The sequence below is a fragment of the Fuerstiella marisgermanici genome (assembly GCF_001983935.1).
GTDB classification, from domain to species: Bacteria; Planctomycetota; Planctomycetia; order Planctomycetales; family Planctomycetaceae; genus Fuerstiella; species Fuerstiella marisgermanici.
The window spans coordinates 897,172-918,527 of sequence record NZ_CP017641.1 but is presented as its reverse complement, the minus strand read 5'-3'; the positions used below and the strand labels follow the sequence as shown (position 1 = coordinate 918,527).

General features: G+C 55.2%; 15 protein-coding genes. 4 read left to right on the top strand and 11 right to left on the bottom strand.

What is annotated here, in order from left to right; genetic code table 11:
- Positions 1-129: 129 nt before the first annotated feature.
- The 7 genes from Fuma_RS03385 to Fuma_RS03355 form a co-directional block, all read right to left on the bottom strand.
- Positions 130-1,437 carry a TadA family conjugal transfer-associated ATPase gene (locus Fuma_RS03385; RefSeq protein WP_077022897.1) on the bottom strand — a complete coding sequence of 436 codons (1,308 nt, stop codon included), beginning with the start codon at positions 1,435-1,437 and terminating at the stop codon, positions 130-132.
- A gap of 313 nt (positions 1,438-1,750) precedes the next feature.
- Positions 1,751-2,464, bottom strand: a complete 714-nt coding sequence (locus tag Fuma_RS03380) for a response regulator transcription factor (protein ID WP_077022896.1) — start codon at positions 2,462-2,464, stop codon at positions 1,751-1,753.
- A gap of 5 nt (positions 2,465-2,469) precedes the next feature.
- A complete protein-coding gene (locus Fuma_RS03375) occupies positions 2,470-3,414 on the bottom strand; it encodes a sensor histidine kinase (RefSeq protein WP_077022895.1) in 945 nt (314 codons plus the stop codon).
- A gap of 74 nt (positions 3,415-3,488) precedes the next feature.
- Positions 3,489-4,634, bottom strand: a complete 1,146-nt coding sequence (locus Fuma_RS03370) for a fatty acid desaturase family protein (RefSeq protein ID WP_077022894.1) — start codon at positions 4,632-4,634, stop codon at positions 3,489-3,491.
- Positions 4,635-5,106: 472 nt separating this feature from the next.
- A complete protein-coding gene (locus Fuma_RS03365) occupies positions 5,107-8,211 on the bottom strand; it encodes an efflux RND transporter permease subunit (protein ID WP_077022893.1) in 3,105 nt (1,034 codons plus the stop codon).
- Entirely contained in the window at positions 8,208-9,473 is a 1,266-nt protein-coding gene (locus Fuma_RS03360) for an efflux RND transporter periplasmic adaptor subunit (RefSeq protein WP_083731776.1), read from the bottom strand. The genes Fuma_RS03365 and Fuma_RS03360 overlap by 4 nt, the downstream gene beginning before the upstream one ends.
- Positions 9,473-11,134 carry a TolC family protein gene (locus Fuma_RS03355; RefSeq protein WP_077022891.1) on the bottom strand — a complete coding sequence of 554 codons (1,662 nt, stop codon included), beginning with the start codon at positions 11,132-11,134 and terminating at the stop codon, positions 9,473-9,475. Before Fuma_RS03355 ends, Fuma_RS03360 begins: the two co-directional genes overlap by 1 nt.
- A gap of 293 nt (positions 11,135-11,427) precedes the next feature.
- Between Fuma_RS03355 and Fuma_RS03350 the strand changes: the two genes are divergently transcribed.
- Both Fuma_RS03350 and Fuma_RS35125 read left to right on the top strand, forming a co-directional pair.
- Positions 11,428-12,414, top strand: coding sequence for a DUF1207 domain-containing protein (locus Fuma_RS03350; protein ID WP_077022890.1), 987 nt, complete (start codon positions 11,428-11,430; stop codon positions 12,412-12,414).
- 197 nt (positions 12,415-12,611) lie between these two features.
- On the top strand, positions 12,612-12,779 hold the full coding sequence (locus Fuma_RS35125) for a hypothetical protein (protein WP_158520842.1): 168 nt from the start codon (positions 12,612-12,614) through the stop codon (positions 12,777-12,779).
- 364 nt (positions 12,780-13,143) lie between these two features.
- On the opposite strand, the gene Fuma_RS03340 is transcribed toward Fuma_RS35125, so the two are convergent.
- The 4 genes from Fuma_RS03340 to Fuma_RS03320 form a co-directional block, all read right to left on the bottom strand.
- A complete protein-coding gene (locus Fuma_RS03340; RefSeq protein ID WP_077022888.1) occupies positions 13,144-13,830 on the bottom strand; it encodes a DUF1003 domain-containing protein in 687 nt (228 codons plus the stop codon).
- A 762-nt stretch (positions 13,831-14,592) separates the two neighbouring features.
- Positions 14,593-15,600: a DUF1559 domain-containing protein gene (locus Fuma_RS03330; RefSeq protein WP_077022886.1), complete on the bottom strand. Its 1,008-nt coding sequence runs from the start codon at positions 15,598-15,600 to the stop codon at positions 14,593-14,595.
- Positions 15,601-15,680: 80 nt separating this feature from the next.
- Positions 15,681-17,288, bottom strand: coding sequence for a sensor histidine kinase (locus Fuma_RS03325; protein ID WP_158520841.1), 1,608 nt, complete (start codon positions 17,286-17,288; stop codon positions 15,681-15,683).
- Between the two features lie 2 nt (positions 17,289-17,290).
- Positions 17,291-17,977, bottom strand: coding sequence for a response regulator transcription factor (locus tag Fuma_RS03320; RefSeq protein WP_077022884.1), 687 nt, complete (start codon positions 17,975-17,977; stop codon positions 17,291-17,293).
- 466 nt (positions 17,978-18,443) lie between these two features.
- Here Fuma_RS03320 and Fuma_RS03315 point away from each other — a divergent pair, with 466 nt between their 5' ends.
- Entirely contained in the window at positions 18,444-20,123 is a 1,680-nt protein-coding gene (locus Fuma_RS03315) for an ArnT family glycosyltransferase (RefSeq protein ID WP_077022883.1), read from the top strand.
- Positions 20,120-21,349 carry a glycosyltransferase gene (locus Fuma_RS03310; RefSeq protein WP_083731773.1) on the top strand — a complete coding sequence of 410 codons (1,230 nt, stop codon included), beginning with the start codon at positions 20,120-20,122 and terminating at the stop codon, positions 21,347-21,349. The genes Fuma_RS03315 and Fuma_RS03310 overlap by 4 nt, the downstream gene beginning before the upstream one ends.
- Positions 21,350-21,356 lie beyond the last annotated feature (7 nt).

The window sequence follows — 21,356 nt, the reverse complement described above, 5'->3', positions numbered from 1 at the left end:
ACTTTTCTTCGATGGAAGGCATCTTCCGAAGGCAACCATCGAATCTGAAGTTCACAGTTGGTCCGACTTCTGTTCGAGGTCGGTGACAGAATGTGGCAACCCGCGGGCCGCCGTTGTAGTCAAAAGTTCCTAGTTACTGCGAAGCGTCCGTTCAGCAAAAATACTTGGTGGCAGCTTCACGCCAGCCTGCTCAAGATGTTCGATACATTTTGGCCGCACGCCGGTGGACATGAAGTGTCCAATGGCCTTACCGTTCTGATCGATTCCGTCCTGCACAAACTTAAAGATGTCCTGCATGACAATCGTGTCCTGCTCCATACCGACGATCTCTGTAACGTACGTCACTTTTCGAGGACCGCCCTGAAGTCGACTGGCCTGAATGATCAGATGAACGGCCGATGAAATCTGCTTCCGCAAAGCTGACAACGGCAGTTCGAATCCACTCATGTTGACCAGAGTTTCAATACGAGAGATCGCATCGCGAGGATTGTTCGCGTGAACCGTGGTCAATGATCCATCGTGGCCAGTGTTCATCGCCTGCAACATGTCCAGTGCTTCGCCGCCACGACATTCCCCGATGATGATTCGGTCAGGTCGCATACGCAAAGCGTTCTTCACCAGGTCGGTCGCGGTGACCGCTCCCTTACCTTCGATATTTGGTGGTCGAGTTTCCAATCGCAGCACGTGTTCCTGCTGCAACTGAATTTCCGCCGCGTCTTCGATCGTAACGATTCGGTTTTCGTTGCTGATAAAGCTGGACAGCGTATTCAGCAGTGTCGTTTTACCAGAACCGGTACCACCGCTGATGATAATATTCAGGCGAGCCTTCATGGCTCCTTCCATGAACATCACCATTTCCGGCGTGAAAGCGCCAAACTTCAACAGGTCTTCCAGCGTCAGCGGATTGGAACCGAACCGACGAATCGTCAGTGACGGACCGTCCAGTGCCAGTGGTGGAATAATGGCGTTCAGTCGTGAACCGTCTGGAAGTCGAGCGTCAACCATCGGTGACGTTTCGTCAACACGACGGCCGACCTTCGAAACGATACGGTCAAGAATCTGAAGCAGATGTTCGTTGTCGCGGAACGTCACTTCCGACTTAATGATGCGTCCGCCTTTTTCAAGGAAGACGTTTTTGGGACCATTGATCATGATGTCCGCAACGCCTTCTTCTTTAAGAAGGAGTTCCAGCGGACCAAAACCGAAGGCTTCGTCCAGAACTTCTTCTACCAGACGTTCGCGTTCGGAGCGGTTTAGCAGCGGATTTTCTGTGTCACACAGATGTTCAACAACAACTCGAATTTCACGACGCAGCGAATCGCCTTCGAGCTCTGAAAGGCGAGTCAGGTCAAGCTTTTCGACAAGCTTGCCGTGAATGTGCTCTTTCAGCGTTTCGAAATCGTTGTTGTTAGAGCGTGGTTTAGCGGGGGCAACCATTGTTTACTCCGAGGATTTGACTCAATTCGAAAAGTGAACCGCGCAACAATCCGTTCCTGCGCGAAGTCCTTCGGAGTAAAGCTAGGTCACGTTCGCGAACTCTGACGGTTTTTTCACTCGGGAATGTTGTGAAAAGACCACGGTTGCTCAAAAACCACGCCGTGCCTCAGCGCAGATTATGTCGGTCGCGACAGTTGCCGGGGTTGCAGCAGTTAAGAGCAGCCATCCAACACCCCGCGTCCGGCCCCTGGCATCGTCTCGGAACAGCTGGCGCAGAAAGTCATTTGGGCCGTCGTCGCGGGGGCGCTGACACCTATTCCGGTTCGCGGATAAACCGGTAACCTGTGCCACGAATAGAGATCAGGTGACGAGGATTGGCGGGATCCGCTTCTATCATCTTCCGCAGCCGCATCACGAAGTTGTCGATTGATCGGCTTGTGAGTTCCGCTGAATCTCGCCACACGTCGGTTTGCAGTCGGCCGCGCGACAGGACCACGTCGTCATGCTGCAGAAAGTAACGCAGCAACTCGATCTCGCGAGTCGTCAGCGAATGCACCTCGCCATTGTTGGTGACTTCGAACCGTCCAAAATCGACCGTCACCTGCCCAAATCGCTCTTTGTCTTCAACAACGCGGACCGCCATTCCCTGGTCCAGAGTTCGGCGACGACGTTCCAGCAGGACTCGCACGCGGCTCAGCAGTTCCGGCAGCGCAAATGGCTTGGTGATGTACTGGTCGACTCCGCAGTCGAATGCCTGCGTCTTGTCTTCCGCCAAAGTACGAGCAGTCAGCGCCAACACGGGGACCTCTTTATCCACCAGACGCAGCTTGCGACACGTTTCATAGCCACTCATTTCAGGCAACATCAGATCGAGCACGATGAGGTCGAATGCAGGCGACGCAGAGCTGTGTAGTTCCAACGCCTTGTGGCCGTCTTCGGCAAGTTCAACCTCGTAACCTTCCATCTCGAAGTTGATCCGCAATCCCTTCGCGATACTCGCTTCGTCTTCCACGACAAGGATTTTCATCGTCTTCAGACTCCTGATTTCTCGGAAACCGCCTCAGATTCCGCGGCCGCAAACGTGACCGGAAGAACAACTTCAAACACGCTGCCCACATCGTCCGGTCCGTCGGTCACGACGATCTTCCCCTTCATAATACCGACAAGCGTGCGCACAATGTACAGGCCCAGGCCCGTGCCTTTTCGCGTTCGCTGAAGTTCGTCACTGCCTCGAAAGAACAGCCGAAATATCCTGGCTCGCTGATCCACAGGAATTCCGGCACCGTGATCGCGAATCCGGACCAGAATGCGATCTCGCCCGCGCGCCAATGCCGTAACGTGTACCTTCGGCGGATCGCCGCCATATTTTACGGCGTTGTCGATCAGGTTGCCAAAAACCATGTCCAGCAACATACGCCGCGAATGGATTTTTAGAGCCGCAACGTCAAAGGTAAAGACTTCGTCCAGAAGACGCTTGTGGTGGCGACAGGCCAGTTCCGCATGTGACTTCAGCAGCTTGCGCAGGTCGACGTTTTCGGGTTCTGTTTGAGTTCCAATAGCGTCAAGGCGGCCGACTTCCAGCAACTGATTGATCAGCCGGTCCAGCCGTTCCAATTCGGTGCCCATGGTTTCGTAAAATTCGCGACGTTCGGCCGGACCGATGTCACGCATCACCAACGTGTCCAGATACAGCCGCAAAGCTGCTATTGGCGTCTTCAGTTCATGAGTCACGCTGTCCACGAAGTTGGACTGACGCCGATTGAGCTGAATTTCTTTGATCGTGAGAAACGAATAGAACGAGATGCCAAACAGACTGATGGCCAGCGCGATGGAAACCAGAATTAAGCCCAGCCAAAGGTTGTGCCGTGCCAACTGGACGATTAACACCACCATCAGCGTGATGTTCAGCGTGGCCAGCACCACCGTTGTCCAGATCGGCAGCTTCAGGTGAGATCGTTTTCGGCGAAAATTGGCCATCCGGGTTTCACTTGAAGCCGCTTGCCCAATCCAGCCACTGGGACAAAAGAATTCGAAATTTGAAATCTAAGATCTCAAATCGCCGCGTCCGCGTCCGTCACGACATCCGCACGGCCCATCTGACGCAACCAGCGGTAGTGCGATGCGATCGCTGATCCCGCCGTTGGGTGAGCATTATAACTCACACCAAATTCCCGAGAAGTGTCTTCAACAATCTTGGCCAGAGCCGGGTAGTGAATGTGGCAGATTTGAGGGAACAAATGGTGCTCAATCTGAAAGTTCAAACCACCTGTATACCAATTCACCAGACGGCTGGTTTGTGCGAAATCGACCGTGGTTTCCACCTGATGCACGGCCCATGCATTTTCAATCCGCAGCGATTCTTCTTCCGGCATCGGGAAATCAGCATGTTCGACGACATGAGCCAACTGAAAGACGACACTTAGCACCACGCCCTGCACAAACGACGCCGCAAAAAAGCACAGCAAAACGTTGTACCAGGCATGCAGCGAAAACGGGATAATGAACGCCAGCGTGATAAAAATGAGTTTGCCGACGACCAAAGCCACGGCATTCCATCCCTTCGGCCGAAAGATGCGAGTGTTGCCGACTTTGCCAGCAATCAAGCCGAGGTAGTCGTCTCGGAACTGCCATTTGAACGTGATGAATCCGTACAGGAACCACAGGTAGAAATGCTGAAACCGGTGGAAGCCGTAGCGTTCCTGGTGGGGCGACAGACGGCCCATAAAGCCGAGGTCGATATCGCCGTCCACGCCCGTCACGTTGGTGTAAGAATGATGAACGACGTTGTGAGTACGTTTCCAGATGAACGAACTTCCACCAAGAATATCAAGCGTAAACGCCATCATGTTGTTCACGATTGGAAACCGTGAGTACGCTCCGTGACCGCCGTCGTGCTGAATGTTGAAGCCGACGGCCGCCATCGCAAGACCGAGCGACATCGAAAGCAGCAGTGCCTGCCACCAGGCAACGGCAAAGAAGATCAGCCCAATATATGACGCCGTGATCCAGCTAAGAATGACCACAGTCTTCACGTACATTCGCCAGTGATCGCGTTTGGCCTGTCCAGTCTCCACAAAATAGGCGTCTACACGTTCCCGCAACGCTTGCATAAAGCCGTCGCATTTACCGAACTTCACCTGTTTAGTTTCGGCAGAAGTTCTGGGAAGAGATTCCAGTAGTACAGATGTCGTAGCCATCGAATCGAGGTTCCCGAGTTTTTGCAATCCAAGTTAGAAAACGTTCGCTCGCAAGGCACTGCATGCGGCCAACCGTAATCCCGAGGCAGAAAATCCGGTCTCTGCGTTCGCTCGGTTTTCGCCGGAAATCTAACAGAATTCGCAGCAGATCTGCTGATGACGCCCGTTTCTTTACAAAGAGGTGACAATTCCCCGCCGATGGGCCGCGTTCGCGATGTTTCCGTGACATTTCCGGCCAATAACGGCCGCCTGAACACCAGTGCGCCACGAGATCGTGCGACTCCTGGCTGGCCATTCCGGCCAACCTACGAGGGACGCGGCTGTAGCAACGGTGCCGTCAACGGAGCCTGAATTCCGGGGATCGCCAAAACGCGGAATCTTGTTGGCCGCGACATGGCTGACATACCACGGCTTGGCCCGCAGAGTCGGTCGTGCAAATCGCCAGGTTGGCCGAATTGCGGTGGCACCAAAATCACAGCGGCCCGACGGTGTCGAGCGGTCTGTGACGACTGAGTTCTGAAGTGCCAAACTTCGCGAACAGCGGTGGCAGGACGAGCAGGTTGAGCAGCGTTGATGTCACCAGTCCGCCAAGAATCACGAACGCCATCGGGTATTCGATTTCCTGCCCGGGTTTGTTGCCGGTTATCAGCAGTGGCACGAGAGCAAGGCCGGTGGTCAGGGCTGTCATCAGGATTGGGGCGAGGCGTTCTTCGGCTCCGCGGATGATGAGTTCCGGGCCGAATGGGACGCCTTCTTCTCGTTGTAAATGTCGATAGTGGTCCATCAGCATGATCCCGTTGCGGGCGGCGACTCCAAGAACCGTGACGAATCCAATCAGCGATCCAAGCGAAATGACTCCGCCAGACAGAAACGCACCCGCGATACCGCCGATGAGTGCGAATGGAAGCGTTAGAAAGATCAGCAGAACAGTTCGCATGTTCTGAAAGTCGGAATGCAGCAGCAGAAGAATTCCGAGCAGCGAAAAGATCGTCAGACCGAACAGGCGCTGACGAGAGGCCTGAGCTTCGGCATACTCGCCGAGGAATTCCGGGTGGTATTCCTGAGCGAAGGTGACTTCGCTTAAGACGCGATCCTGAATTTCGGTGGCGACGCTGCCGAGGTCTCGACCATCGACGTTGCAGATGACGTCCAGCTTACGAGTAGAACCGATGCGTTTGATTGCGTTTGGGGCAGGCATAATCTCGACAGACGCGACATCGTGTAGAGGCACTTGTGCCCCGGATGGTGTGTCGATGAGCAGCGTCTTGACGGCATCGATATCTCGGCGAGTGGACTTGTCGCCCCAGACCATGACTCGGAAGATCTTCTGACCCTCGTAAATTTCGCCGACCTGTGTGCCACTGACCAGCGTTGTGACCGCAGCACGCACGTCTCCCGGAGTCAGGCCGAATTGAGCGGCGGCGTCCGGCTTGAAGTCCACGACGATCTGCGGAATGAGAACCTGTGGCTCAACTTTCAGATTGGTAACGCCGTCAATGGTCTTCAGCACCGCTTCGACCTGTCGAGCGTGATCCTGGAGTTGTTCTAGGTCCGGGCCATTGATACGGACGACAATGGCTCCGCTGGAACCGGTCAGCACTTCCTTGATGCGTTCCGTCAGATACGTCAGCAGGTCGCGGTGCAGACCGGAATAGCCATCGACCGCTTCCTGAACTTTGCCGACGGTTTCGTCATAGTCGACTTCGGGGTCGATGCTGATCCAGAGTTCCGTGAAGTGCGGTCCATACACCTCATCGGCGGCTTCAGCTCGTCCGATGTGCGAACCGAAATTGTTCACGCCGTCGATCGCTCTCAGTTCTTTACTGGCCGCAATCGTGATACGATTCATGGCTTCGACGCCGATGCCTGGCTTCTCCAGAAAGTGCATCAGGAAGTCGGTTTCCTTGAACTTCGGCATGAGTTCTTCGCCCAGATGGGGCACAGAAAAACCGGCTCCCGCAAACACAAGAATTACGAATCCGGCGATGGGCAACGGATGTCTGACTAACGGAGGCAGGACCCAGCGATACAGACGTTTCAGGAAGGCGGTGACGGGAGATTCACGCTCTTTCTTACCCAACGCCCGAGGCAGTAGAAGGAGCGACATCGCAGGAGTCACCGTGAGTGCAACAACCAGTGACGCAAGGATCGCCAGAATGTACGAAGCGGCCAGCGGACGGAAGAACGAACCGGCCAGGCCTTCCAGAAAGAACACGGGGACCAATGTCAGTGCAACGATCAACGTCGCATAGACAACTGCGCTGCGGACCTCGATCGACGCTTCATAGACCACTCGCATGGCCGACTTTGGGTTACCTTCATCGTTGTTAATTCGCAGGCGACGCAGGATGTTTTCGACATCGATAATTGCGTCGTCGACAACTTCTCCCAGAGCGATAATCAGCCCGGCCAGCACCATCGTGTTGATCGTTCCGCCTCGCCAGCATAGCACCATCACGGCGGCGACCAGCGAAAGTGGAATCGCCAGAGAACTGATCAGAGCGGCTCGCCAGTTGAACAGAAATAGCGCCAGGATCACGATCACCAGCACACAGCCGATCACCAGCGAATGAGCCAGATTTTCCAACGCTCGCTCAATGAATGTCGCTGGGCGGAAAATGGTGGTGTCGAAGTTCACTCCGGTCATCGCGGGACGGAGTTCTTCCATCGCTGCTTCAACGCCTTTGGTGACGTCCAGCGTGTTGGCCCACGGTTGCTTCTCAACGATCAGTAGAATGCCGGGCACGTCGTTGATGATGGCATCGCCGATCGGTGGAGGACTTCCGACCTTCACTTCGGCCACATCGCCCAGTTTGATGGGAGCGTTGCCGCGAAACGCGACGACGGTGTCCGCCAGCTTCTCCGGAGTGTCGACCGACTGTTTGTGCCTCAATGCCAGTCGCTGGTTTGGAGTGTCGATGAATCCGCCGGATGTTGGCTGCACGGAACGCGTGACCGATGCCATCACGGTATTTAGGTCGATGTTGTTGGCTCGCAGGCGGTCTGGGTTCACGAGCACCTGAAACTGCTTGTCGTAGTCTCCCCAGATCGCAACATTGGCAACGCCGGGAATCGCCATCAGTCGCGGACGAATGGTCCACTTGCACAGGACCGTCATGTCCATTTGCGAATGCGTGTCTGACCACAAACCGATTTTCATCGCTCGGCTCAGAGACGACAATGGTGGCAGAATCACGGGCTGGTTTATGTTGGCTGGTAATCTTGTCGCAGCCTGCGTCAGTCGTTCCTGAACAAGATTTCTTGCCGTGATCAGATCGCTGCCACGTTCGAAGTAAAGCTGCACAGAAGACAGGCCCAGCACAGACTTGGATCGTACGTGATCGACGAACGGAATTCCGTTCAGCGAGTTTTCGATCGGAACGGTGACGAGACTGTCGACTTCTTCAGTCGATAATCCAGGAGATTCGGTTTGGATTTCTACTCGTGGCGGGGCGAATTCCGGGAAGACATCGAGCGGGACGTCGTCCGCCGTTCGCACACCGACAACAATCAACGCGACGGCAGCCGCCACGACGATGACACGAAATCTAAGAGCCGCCTGAACCAACCAGTTCATTTGCCGGCTCCGAATTCTGTTCCAAACAGTTCCGCTGCACCGTCAACAACGACAGCGGTGCCGACTTCGGGGCCGAGGCTGAGAACTGCCAGATCATCGGTCGTAAATGTCACTGCTACACGCTCGCGGCGAAATTCGTTTTCGCCGGACTGCAGATACACCCACCCAGTGCCGTAAATGTCTCTCAGCACAGCGGCACGAGGCACCACCAACGAATCGGTTTCGCCTTTCAACGGCACGCGCACCGTGACTCTTTCGCCGGGACGGAATCTCGAATCCGCGTTGTCCACGGAGTAGTACAGGTCGACGGATGCAGAAAGTGCGGTGGCCGTCGGAGGAGCTGGAATCGGCTTGGCAGACACAATCTCGGATGACGACGACAACCCGCTGACCGCTGCAGGGGTTGTCTCGTCGATTTCGCCGACCAGCCCGGCGTATACGGGAACTCGAATCCACATCTGTTGCAGATCCACGATTTCGAACAGCGGCGTGCCCGCGTTGACAACCTGTCCCGTACGTGCGGAAACCGTCTGCAAAATGCCGTCGTGCGGTGATTGAATGTCAACCTCCTGAGCTTCACCTGTCTTCGCATCAAGCGTCAGCTTGTCGAGCAAAGCTTTGCGTTCCGCTGCCGCCTTTTGAGCTTCCATAGCGACGTTCAGAGCCGCTTCGGCTTCGTCGACCTGTCGTCGGCTTCCGGCTCGATCGGCCAGCAGTTGCTTTGCTCGGGTAAACGCGATCTTCGCTCCTTCAACTTGAGCCGCTGCCTGTTTCATATCACCTTCGGCCTGAATCTGTGAAGACACCAGCGTGGCCCGTGCGTTGGCCATCTGGACTCTTTCCGCTGCGTTTGGAACTTCCTGCTGTGGAGGGAGCATCGGAGTCAGTTTGAAGAGCGTTTGATTCGCGGCGACTCGCTGACCAGCTACAGCCTGAACATCCTTGCCCGCAGGCAGCAGTTTACCGGTCAACGGAGCCGTCACGGGGATTCGTTTGCCGTCGGGGATCATCACGTCGCCGCCAAGTGATCGAGTTCGTGGCATTGGCCGTCGTTCAGCGGACACGGTCGATATCTGCAAACGTTTGACAGCTTCCGGCCTCAAAGTGATGCGGTAGATGTCGGCCTCGTTCGGATGGGCTTCCACCTTCGCAGGCTTTTCGGATTTCGCAGAAGACGGCTTGTCGCTCTTTGAGCAACCGGTGGACCATGCAGATGCTGTCATCAACACTGCGGTCATGATGTAGAAACGTGATTGCTGCATTATTCCTGCCACCCCGTCGTTCTGGCTTCGCCAAAGCTAACCGGTGAGACAATCCCCGATTTTGCTTGCAACGGTTGTGTTTCCATCGCATCCAGTTGGTCTGCGATTCGTCGCAATTTGTTGCCAATCCGTTCGTCTCTGGTGTCTCCGCTAAACAATGACGCCCCGTCTTGCGAGATGATCAGAATATTGGGTTCGCCTTCGTCCGCCCGTGTCTGTTGAAACTCATCGACTGGCGGAAGTGTGGGTGTTTCTTCGATAAACTCTAATGGAACGACAACTTCCTGTTGTCCAGAACGTGCCAGATTTCGTCCGACGCTACGGTCGAGATTCGCCTGAGCTCTTCGCAGGTCCGCAACGAGCTGCAATTCCTGTGTCCGCGAATCCAGAAACTGGCTGGTTGTTTGCAGGACGAGAAAATACGGAGCACCGCCGTCAACATAGGCTTTCTCCGCGAGTCCGACTGCTTGCTGCAACGACGTCAGGACATCAGAACGCAGAATCGAAAGGTTGTCGGTCGCCTGTTGCGACTGCGAGTAAGCCGTTTGGACTTCCATGACGACCTGATCACGAACCGCGTTGTAGTTTTGGACGGCCTGATTGACGGACCAGTCCGCTGTCATGATGCCGCCCTGGTTGCGGTCGAAAATCGGAATATCGAATCGAAAGCCGGGGCCAAAATTCGTGTTGCCCGCTCCACCGGAGTTTGCGTCTGCCACGACGTCGAATCGCAACCACTGCCAGCGAGACACGTCGGCTCGCTTCTTCGCTGCTTCCACGGCAAACGACGCCGCTCGCAAGTCCGGCCGGCACGTCATGGCTTCGTCGATTAATGCGTGAAGTTCATAGCTGGATGCGTTGTTCAGCGGTTCATCGGCGATTGGCTGCAAGGTTGTCGACCATGTTCCGATACTCATCAACTGTTTCAAACGGGCTTCCGCCTGAGCAACGGCATGTTGGAGTCCGGCTGCGTCCGCCTGGGCACGAAGTAAATCAATTCGAGCCGTCGTGGCTTCCAGTTCGCTTATATCCCCAGCGTCAAGTTGCTTCTTTGTTAGATCCGCAATACGTTTGCGAACGTCGACCGCTTCGTTGGCGAGTGCTGCTCGACCGACCGCGAATGCAAGATCGGCGTGGGCCACTCGCGTATCGCGGACGACGTCTAAACCGTTCTGTACAAGTAGTTCTGCAACACGGCAAACTTCGCGTTCCGACATATCCAAAAGAGTTTCCCGAAGCAGAAACGCATCGACGGGAAGGAACAACGCCCACTCAAGCTGTTTGGTTCCACCGGGAAGCAAAATCTGAAACTGCGGGTTCCTCAACAGGCCAGATTGCACGAGATCGCCGCGAACCATTCCTAACTGAGACAACGTGGCATTGAACGCAGAGTTGTTCCACAACGCGACAGCAACGGCTTCGTCGGCCGTGATGCCGTCGTCAAGCAGAACATCGTCTGGGATGAGCGATTCACCACACGTCTCCGGCCCTAAGCCGTCTGCAACGCGGGACTGCAATTCGAAATCAACCTGTGACCGACCGGGGGCACATCGCGTCGACGCACAGCCAGCGAGCAGACAACTCGCCACGACGATTGCGAACCCGCACTTCAGCTTCGCCGCCGCAGCGGATGCCAAATTGTCAACTGGGGTCAGTCGCATGGAAGTACCTGAAAACAACGGTTGCAAACCAGCCAGCGATCATACTCCACCACCAGTTCGATGTTGCGATGCTGACAACCTGTATCGACGGCAAAACGTGTATTTTTGATTAGAAAGCTCTCATCTAGGAAATCGGATAACGGTTCTTTTACGGAGAATAAGCACAGGCGATGCAACCGGAACAACTAAACCGTTCTGGTTCTGCAATCTCCCTTATAAAACTCACGCTCTTCTCATGTTGGTTATGCCAGGATTTGCGGCTAATCGCTCCCTGTCACTTTTGCGGACGTGGAATGGACGCCAGCGCTCAAAAAAACAGAACCGGTAAACTTAACGTAATAGTCACGATTATCGTTCTGTGTGTGTTCGCTTTCGCACCGTGCGCTAAGGCTGAGGAACCGCAGAACGACTTCAGTGGCTTGCCAATTTTCGGCACGGAGCGTGTCTACAGTGACACTCTGTTTCGAGCGACTCAGGCCGCCTTCGTAACACCTACCGAGCCGATACCTCAGTCCTGTTTTGGCGGCGAAGTCCTGCCAGACGGGTTGCTGTACCGTTCATACATCGCTGCCCCCAATGAGCCACGGTTTTCGTCGGTCGGCAGCTACGACCTTGCGAAGAAGACATGGCGGTGGGATGCGACTTTGGGTGGGCGAGTGGGACTGTTTCGACAGAAGCAGCCAGAGTTTCTAAACCTGGACGCGTGGCAAATTGATCTGGAAGGAGCCACGATGACTCGGCTTGATCCCGAAACAGCTCTGGACGTTGAATCCGCAGACTACCGTTTCGGACTACAATGGACGGCCAGGAAAGAAAACCTGTCGATTAAGTTTGGCTACTCTCATATCAGTTCTCATGTGGGCGACGAGTATCTGCTGAAGAATCCAACGTTTGACCGCATCAACTACGCACGTGAATCACTGGTCTTCGGCACATCACTTCAGGCCACGGCTGAGCTCCGATACTACGGCGAAGTCGCATGGGCGAATTCTGTGAGCGGTGGGGCCAAGCCGCTGCAGTTCCAGCTCGGCACTGAATACGCGGGCATTGCGGACAATCAAATGCACGGTGCGCCATTTGCGGCCGTCAACCTGCATCTTCGCGAAGAAACAGACTTCGCGGCCGGCCTGAACCTGATGACCGGCTGGCAATGGACGGGGCCGAATTCTGGACGTACCATGCGAGTCGGACTTCGCTACTACAACGGCCCGTCAACGCAACAGGAGTTCTTCCAACGGTACGATAACCAGCTTGGCATGGGAATCTGGTACGACTATTAACCTCTGCCACTTTCGTCGGGAGCATCGACGCTTTCAACGGATTTCTCACGTCCCAAAGCCAGGCAGAAACTCGAATCAGGAGCTACGACCAATTTGCGTGACTGGTTGGGATTGTCAACGAGACCGAGCGAATATCCGTTGTACTCCACCAGCAATCAACGTCGAAACATTTGCAAGGATGTGCGGCGTTGCACTGCGTGAGCCAGAATCAACAGGAACGCACCGATGATGCTTCCAAGGAAGTGAGACAGTTTGACGACAGGCAGTGGCAAGGTCCGGCGGATGAGGTGCATCCGACCTTCGACTGGCGGCAACAAACCGGAGTTCCGCCGAACACGGCCCCGAGCGAATTGCTGACCGCATAATAGAGCAACGCTGCGACTGAAACCTGCCGAAACGCCAGTGGGTGTTTCACCAATCGGACGCCCAACCAGTCGTAGCCGATCAAGACACAGTCGTTGCACACCGTAAAAAACAGTGCCGACAGAACGGCCCGCCACGGCATCGATCGAATACTTTTGGCGACGTCGTCGGCTTTGATCGAAGCGAATTCGTGATGCAGCAGCCACAATGCGACCGCCAGAAATATAACGGTCAGGACGTTGCGAAGAGAATGACCGTGCTTTGCGAGAAACGCTGACCAACCCGGCTGATTTATCTCGAGCGGTGCGAAGTGTGGTTGCGCTGCGGGAACCTGTGGCTCACCACGATCATCTGCTAACTGATCCGTCATTTTCTTTTTCCAAGTTCCTCGAGCAAGTCGGTTTGAACTTGCTGAATCTCAAGCAGCCGATGCCATTGATGCGTCAGCAGAAGGTCGAGCTTGGAATGCAGATGACGTATTTCGAGTTCCGATTTCAGATTCACGCGGTAATCGTTTTCGGCTCGCAACCGGTCTTTGATTTCCTGCCGATTCTGACTCATCATGATCACGGGGGCCTGTAGTGCGGCAAGGCAGGACAACACAAGGTTGAGGAGAATGAATGGGTACGGGTCGAACGATTTTCCAAGCATGGCGATTGAGTTGACAGTAATCCAGACGACCAATACGCCACCAAAGAACAGGATGAACGTCCAGCTTCCGCCAAACGACGCGACATGGTCGGCCAGTCGTTGTCCGACTGTCGATTCGTCGTCGATTTCGGTGTTGAGATTCTGCGACAGGATTTCATGTTCGCGCAGGCTTTCAACAACGTCGCGCTCCAGGGACGTCAGTTCCCCCTTTTCTTCCGTCAACACACTTTGCACATACTGACTGCGAAACCGGTTGGCATCATCGTGGCACACGACGCTGTCGGCGTTCCAATTTGGACATTCCTTTTCGATCAGTGACGCCACCGCCGGACGAACGAATTTCGCCGGTGTGACTTCTCCAATCGGAAATTCTTTCTGACAGACCTCACACTGCACGTTCATACGTGGAATTGGAGATAGGCGTGCAAACAGGCCCACTACAAGCTGGTCATTCGGCAAAGTCGAATCACGCAGTTCAAGCTCAACAACAGCAGGAGCTGCCTGCCTTACGCCTCCCCATCACCGTTGGCTCTCAGGAGTTACGTGAAGAGCAAACGGTGACGGCGAGACGACGGCAGGGCAAACGAGGTGGGACCGGTTGCGCGCCGATGGTGGGGCCATTTTGCGCGCCTATCTCCATGGAATTCCATCTTTGAGTTTTCGCTCGTATCGCATTTCAGTATCACGACATGCTCCTCGCCGGTGACAATCTGCACACAGAACTTTCAGAATTGACGTCTGCCCACCTTAGCCACAGCACCGGAGTCGCCATCGTACCGCGATTCATTACGACGACCAGACTGAATGCTTGCCGGTTACGGCATTCAAGCCCCATAGGTGCTCGGCGTTCCCAGAGAACAGGAAAATGGATATCGAGGGCCGGAACGAGGGCGGTGTTGTGTGTCGACCGCAGCGAACAAAGGCTGACCTAAACCGACCCAAACCTCAGCTCAATCGCGAGCCGCACTGGCGTTGAACACACCGACAAACGGAACGTTTCGTTTCCACACCGCTGCGGGCGAAGCACCAAGCAAGTTCAAGCTCGCCACCAACACTGACTGAGTCCAGACCATTTCGCCCACTAAACCGCACTTAGTGAGGCGACGGTGTTTTCTTACTGGTCCGCTGGTCGCTTGTTCTCTGCACGCCGCCCTTCGTCACGCACTAAAATTCGCCAACGACTTCGCCACCGGAACGTGTGCACAGTGAAACGTAAACCCACGCGTCGATGTTTTCCGACAGGAAGTGAACCGAACCATCGCTAAGCAGGGTTTGGGCGCCTCCGGAATGAAAGCTGTAAGTTTCGCCAGCATTGATGCCGTTGATAAAGACGGGGCCATAAACGGTCACGCCGTCCGCTCGCACACCTTTGACGTGGAAACCAGCATCCGGATCGGCCCAGCCAATCCCATCATGGGCCACAAGGCTCGAACCGTGCCGCACGATTTCGTCATCGGTGTATGCTTGAAACTGATCATCGGTCATCGCTCTACCGAATACATAAGCACCCGGTCGAGCCGCACATTCGGCCAGCATCAGCGTGTTCGACATGCCATCGGTAATTTCGGCGGCCCTATTGGCTTTGTATTCGGCCAGGGCACCCTGTCGAGATGATTGGCTGGGGATCGGTACACCGAACACGTCACTAAAAACGGCTTTGTCCACACGATTGACGGAACCGTAATCCGTGGCCGCCGCCCCTACAACGTGAAAGCGGTCAACACGATCTGAGGCGGGCGTCGACGGGCAGTTGAAGATCGTCAACGGCGTGCTGATCGCTTTGCGGTTCTTTAGGCTGCACCACGGCGACTCATAATCATACTCCGCAGCGAGAGCGGTTTGCTCTATAAATGGCAAACACAACACAGTCCACGATTCGTAGTCAGTACACGCTGAGGGTTTATCTTCCACTGCTACTTCGCCGGGGTCGCATCCGGCATCACCGTATGAATTTAGTTCACTCGGCGGAAAGACGCGGTGGGTGGACTCATAGCTGTGCAAAGCCAGCCCGAGCTGCTTGAGATTATTGCTGCACTGCATGCGCCGGGCCGCTTCACGAGCACCTTGCACGGCGGGCAGGATCAACGCAATCAGGATGGCAACGATCGCTATGACGACCAGAAGTTCGATGATCGTGAATGCCGGGCGGCGTGACTGTTGTAGGTGTCGCATGAGTCCATTCCGTTGTGGCAAGGGCGTCCACTGCCTGCGCCTGCTGCAAATCATCTGCTGTGCGAAGCAGATCGTCAATGTCACACAACCGAATGGTCAGTTGCAAGAGTGCGAACAGTCAGACTTTCCGAAGAACGCAACCCAACGGCCATCTCGTCCTCCGAGTCATTCGCCATATCGTCTGTAGCTTCTATGCACGTTGACGGTAGCTGAATGTCTGCGGTAAAGCGGCTATTTTTCACGCTGATGCCTATTTGCCCATCCAAAAACTGCACAATGCGTCGCGTCAGAGCCAGCCCCAGCCCGGAATGTAGCCCCGTGGCTGAACGAGCAGCGTCACCTCGCCAGAATCGATCACAAGCGTGTTTCACCTGATCGTTCGTCAGTGAACAGCCGGAATTCACGACTGAAAAGTGCAAGTTCGCAGCATCGTCAAAACACGTCGCGATCACGATATCGCCGCCGCGGTCAACGTAGCTTGTAGCGTTATCAAAAAGGTTGGCGATGACCATTTGAAGCTTACCCGGATCAGTTTTCAGGACAACATGTTGCTTAAGGTTCCACACAACGTGTATTCCGGCTTCTGTCGCACGCTGCTCAAAAGGCCGCCACATTCGCTGAAGCAGACTGCAAAGGTCAACGATGTCGGTTTCGAGCTTCGCGTGTCCCGCTTCAATGCGAGACAACGACAGCAGTGTGGAAATGATGGTCTCAGTCTCTTCGCTGATCCTCAGACTCTTTTGCATCGACAAAAGGTAGCTGTCCGCTTCGCGCGGGCGACTTAAGCTGACTTCTAACGTTGAACGAATTCCGGCAAGCGGCGTTCTGAGTTCGTGGGCCACATCGGCAGTGAATGTTTTTTCACGCTGAAACGCGGTTTCCAAACACGTCATCAATCCGTTCAAGCGAACCACTATTGGGTGCAATTCACCGGGAGCATTCTTTAGAGCAAATCGCTGATTCAGCGTCTGCTCGTTTACGGCGCCAATCTGCCTGGCCAAAGATTGCAACGGTCGCAGGTTTTGCGTCACCAGCCATGCCAGCACACCCAAAATGATGACAGTTGCCAAAAGCCCGGAGCCCGCTAGCAGCCATGTCAGCTTTGCCAGTGATGCGTCAAGATCCTGCGTGTCGCGAGCGACAACCAATGTCACCAAAGGCCGCGAAGCATAATCGCTTTCATCAAGATCAAGAGCATCATTGTCGTCGTCTTCCATGCCGGCAATCCTTCCGTTCGGATCGCGTCGTGGCGGCGGCGACACCGGAGGTAACTCGCCTTCCATATTTGGACGAAAGGAAATGCCGGCAGCTCGACCGCCTCTGCCGTCCGGCAAAACGACGGATTTGATCTGTGGAACGACGCGATCACCGCGCAGTTGTGCGAGGTCATCCTTCCCCAATTGCCGAGAACGAGCCAACACTGTGCCGTCCGCGTGCCAGACCTGATAGTATTCCGGTCGCATTCCCCGAGCGAATTCCTGCATGGGATGCTTCTGGAATTCGATGTCCACTCGATCGCCATCCTGCTCCACCAGCACTGCCAATGCCCGCGCCTTGGCGGCCAACGCGTCGTCAAACTCCGTGAGTAACTGCCGCTTCATTAAGACAAACATGCCGTAGTGCGTCGCCGACAGAGTGACAATAATCGTCGTGCATATCCCAAGCAGCAGTCGTGTCCTGAGCGTCATGTTCATGCGTCGTCCTTAGCGTCGGACGTCAACACATACCCGAAGCCTCGGCGAGTATGAATCATCCGCGACCAGCCGGGGCGTTCCAGCTTTTGACGTAGATAGCGAATGTAGACATCGATCACATTGCTATGAGCATCCGATTCGAAATCATAAACATTCTCCCAGATATCCGTGCGAGACACCACTTGTCCTGCTCGCATCGCCAGAAACACCAGCAGAGAATACTCCCGTTTGGTGAACTCGATGGCCACGCCAGCTCGAGTGACGCCCTGAGTTGCCGTGTCGATCTGCAGGTCACCGACTTCCAGCACGTTTCCTACGTGATCGTAACGACGCCGGAACAGCACATTCACACGAGCGAGCAATTCTTCCAAAGCGAACGGCTTTATGAGATAGTCGTCAGCTCCGGCATTCAACCCATTCACGCGATCATCCACAGCATCCTTCGCCGTAAGAATCAGCACACGAGCGGCTGATCGGGCCGCTCGAAGTTTCCTGAGAATCTCCATGCCGGACACTTTCGGCAGCATCAAATCCAACACGATCACGTCATACGGATTTTTGGTGGCATACCATAGGCCTTCCTGACCATCCGACGCACTGTCCACGGCAAAGCCAGCCTCCTTCACCCCCTGCGTGACTGCCTCACGGACAGGGGCATAGTCTTCAATGATTAACACTCGCATTTACTCGTCGCCGCTCCCGTCATCATCACCAGGTTCGAATCCAATTTCGACGCCAGTGGACTTAACTTCTGAATCATTGACGCCCACGGCCAACAGCGCTCTCGGGTGGCGAGCCCCGGTATGGATAGCACCGCATTTCTAGCGCAGACTATTTGAGGGTGGCCGGGGTTGGACTGAGCTTGCGAAGGAAACCCCGGGGTTTCGCTCGTATCTTGCTCCAATACCGGCCACACACCGCGTTCCAGTTTCACGAGGACCTGTCCAGTCTAGGCTCCAAACATGAGAGAAACATGAGAGCGAAGGTCTGCCGTATTACCGCGGTCAGAACCGTGTCACGCTCAAAACTTTCTTGCTGAGTAAATTCGTTGCACATTCTCACTTTGTTCTCATTTGCGAACAGTAGCCTACACCGACCTTGGGATGAACTCGAAAGCACTAAACCACTGCGGAGGAAAGGACTCCTCGCATGACCGAGAAATCAAATCGCCCGTTGATCATCGGTGGACTGATTGCCGCCGCTCTGATCTACGGCTACCCACTGTTGCTGCCGACACCACTGCTGGAACCGGACGAAGGCCTGCACGCAACGATCTCACAGGAAATGGTGGAACACGGCGAATGGATCGTCCCCACCTTTCGTGGCGAACCATTTCTTGACAAGCCCATTCTATACTTTTGGGCGCAAATGGTTTCGCTGAAGGCGTTCGGCATGAACGAATTCGCCGTGCGGTTGCCCGGTTTGATGTTTGGTCTGCTCGGAGCAATCACGACAGGACTGCTGGCCGGAAGTCTATTCGGTTCGCGAGTTGGTCTGCTGTCGTGTTTAGTCTCAATGACGATGTTCATTCCGCTGGCACTGGCTCAAGCGGCCGTGCACGACGTGGCTCTGGTGCCCTGGACGAATCTGGTTGTGCTGTGCCTGTGGGAAACAGAACGAGCCGCCCAACAAACTTCGCGTCGCCGCTGGTTGGCCGGTGCCGCCGGTATGTTGGGCCTCGCGATACTTACCAAAGCGTTGATCGGCGTGGCCATTGTCGGCGTCGGCTATGGCCTGTTTCTGATCTTCAGCCGTACGGTCTCCGTTGGAAGCTGTTTTCGGTTGATGTTGGCGATCGTCGGCGGTGCGGTCCTGGCCAGCCCGTGGTTCATTGCAATGGAAATTCGCATTCCCGGCTACGCCTACTATTACTTCGTCGAACGCCACGTGATGGGGTTTGCCACTTCGACACAGCGACATGGCGATCAGCCGTGGTTCTACTACCTGCCGTATGTCACACTCGGAGCCATGCCATGGATTTGGTACATCGTGCCCATCCTGCGCGACGAATGGTGTGATCGAGCAAAGCTGTCGGCAATTCGCCCGCAGATGGTCCTGTTGCTGTGCTGGTTCGGTGGCGGACTGCTGTTCCTTTCGGTCGCGAAATCGAAGCTCATCACGTACGCATTGCCACTGTTTCCGGCGCTGGCCATTCTGTGTGCTGTGTCTTGGCAGCGATTCGCGAACCAACGAATGTCGGACGTGTCCGCTCGCTGGTTCGTCAGAATGATTCGATGTGCCGGCTCACTTGGAGCGGTTGTGCCGTTCGTCATTCTGTTCGTGTGCGGGCTGATCCTGGGAGTTTCCTGGTCCCCAGCTGCGTGGCTACTGGCCATCACAGCGTCGATCGGTTCTGGCGTCACATGGTGGGCGTTTGAAAAGCGGCGTTTCGATCATTCCGCCGCAATGCTTTCTGTGTGGGTCGCAAGCGTTACGTGCCTTGTCATGACATGGCCGTTTCAGTTGTTCGCAGAGAGCCATTCCGAGCGTAGTCTGGCAAACTGGATCAATCGCCAGCCTGTTCTTCCCGACCACTTGATTCTGGTTGGAGAAAGACCGGCCTCCGTGCTGTTCTATCTGTTCAGGGACTTGCGAAAGCAACTGAGCCCTACACGATTTTCGTCAAGACGGCTGGAAGACTTCTCGCCGCAAACCCAACTCGCCCCCGGTGAAGTCCTCGCCGTGACGCACAAAAAGATCGCCGAAGCCGACGTCAATCAGCACGCCATTCCCGGAGCATTTACCGAGACTGTCGGACAGTTTCAGATGTTTCGACGCGACGAGCGAGTCCCATCCCTGATCCACGTTGCAACGAGGTCTGCACAATGAAACCGTCTGCTTGTATTTTTGCCGAAGCTTCCGAGCCAATCCCCTACCTGCCTGCCCGAGCCATGTCTGCACTGGACGTTTCCATCGTCGTGCCCACCTACAAGGAAGCAACAAACCTAACCGAACTGGCCGCTCGCCTGTTCGCTGCAACGGATGGTGCTCAGCTAAAAGCGGAACTGATCATCGTAGACGACAACAGTGACGATGGCACGATCGAGCTATGTGAGGAACTGGCGGAACGGTATCCGCTGCGACTCATCACTCGCACAGAAGAACGCGGTCTGGCTACGGCCGTTATTCGTGGTATGGAGGAAACAACTGGCGAGTACGTCCTCGTCATGGATGCAGATCTGTCTCATCCACCAATGTCAGTCCCGTCTCTGCTAGCGCCGTTAAAAGCCGACAAGGCGAACTTCGTTATCGGCAGCCGCTATGTCGCAGGCGGCAGTGTCGACGAATCGTGGAGCTTTTTCAGACACCTAAATTCGCGAATCGCCGGCTGGCTCGCAAAAGGGCTAACAAACGCCAAAGACCCGATGGCCGGTTTCTTCGCGATCCGCCGCGATAGACTCGGCGACGTGTCGAAGTTGAGTCCCTGCGGTTACAAGATTGGCCTGGAGATTATGGTTCGCTGCGAATGTAATCGCGTTGCAGAAGTTCCCATTCACTTTCAAGACCGCAGGCACGGCGAAAGTAAGCTGAACCTCCGTGAGCAGTGGCGGTACATTCAGCACCTGCTGCGACTCTACACCTTCCAATTTCCCGGATTGCTTCGTTTTGCCGCGTTCTGCACCGTCGGGGCCAGTGGGATGGTTGTTGATCTCGCATTGTTCCGCGGTCTGTTGCCCATTGTCGGGCTTGCTGCCGGTCGAGCGCTCGCAATCTGGGCGGCCATGACATGGAACTTCGAATTCAACCGGCGGTTCACTTTTCAAGAACCGAACGGTTCGAATCGGCTGGCGGAATACGGCCGCTTCTGTACAGCGTGCCTGCTGGGAGCGACCATCAGCTGGTCTACATCATTGACGCTCATGGCCTCGTTCACACACTTCTCTACAAGCCCCGTCGGCGCGGCGGTCATTGGCACCGGTATAGCAGCATGTGTGAACTATGCCTTATGTCGCGTCTGGGTATTCGGAAAACGGAAGATCCGAAAGGTGCCTGTAACCCCCAAATTGTCGGCAGAACAGTTCTTCAATCGAGGCGAGGCTGTTTCAGCTCCGTAGTAGGAAC

Coding starts and splice junctions, on each gene's coding strand:
- Fuma_RS03385 (WP_077022897.1), bottom strand. CDS start 1,437: ATGGTTGCCCCCGCTAAACCACGCTCTAACAACAACGATTTCGAAACG.
- Fuma_RS03380 (WP_077022896.1), bottom strand. CDS start 2,464: ATGAAAATCCTTGTCGTGGAAGACGAAGCGAGTATCGCGAAGGGATTG.
- Fuma_RS03375 (WP_077022895.1), bottom strand. CDS start 3,414: ATGGCCAATTTTCGCCGAAAACGATCTCACCTGAAGCTGCCGATCTGG.
- Fuma_RS03370 (WP_077022894.1), bottom strand. CDS start 4,634: ATGGCTACGACATCTGTACTACTGGAATCTCTTCCCAGAACTTCTGCC.
- Fuma_RS03365 (WP_077022893.1), bottom strand. CDS start 8,211: ATGAACTGGTTGGTTCAGGCGGCTCTTAGATTTCGTGTCATCGTCGTG.
- Fuma_RS03360 (WP_083731776.1), bottom strand. CDS start 9,473: ATGCAGCAATCACGTTTCTACATCATGACCGCAGTGTTGATGACAGCA.
- Fuma_RS03355 (WP_077022891.1), bottom strand. CDS start 11,134: ATGCGACTGACCCCAGTTGACAATTTGGCATCCGCTGCGGCGGCGAAG.
- Fuma_RS03350 (WP_077022890.1), top strand. CDS start 11,428: ATGGACGCCAGCGCTCAAAAAAACAGAACCGGTAAACTTAACGTAATA.
- Fuma_RS03340 (WP_077022888.1), bottom strand. CDS start 13,830: ATGAACGTGCAGTGTGAGGTCTGTCAGAAAGAATTTCCGATTGGAGAA.
- Fuma_RS03330 (WP_077022886.1), bottom strand. CDS start 15,600: ATGCGACACCTACAACAGTCACGCCGCCCGGCATTCACGATCATCGAA.
- Fuma_RS03325 (WP_158520841.1), bottom strand. CDS start 17,288: ATGACGCTCAGGACACGACTGCTGCTTGGGATATGCACGACGATTATT.
- Fuma_RS03320 (WP_077022884.1), bottom strand. CDS start 17,977: ATGCGAGTGTTAATCATTGAAGACTATGCCCCTGTCCGTGAGGCAGTC.
- Fuma_RS03315 (WP_077022883.1), top strand. CDS start 18,444: ATGACCGAGAAATCAAATCGCCCGTTGATCATCGGTGGACTGATTGCC.
- Fuma_RS03310 (WP_083731773.1), top strand. CDS start 20,120: ATGAAACCGTCTGCTTGTATTTTTGCCGAAGCTTCCGAGCCAATCCCC.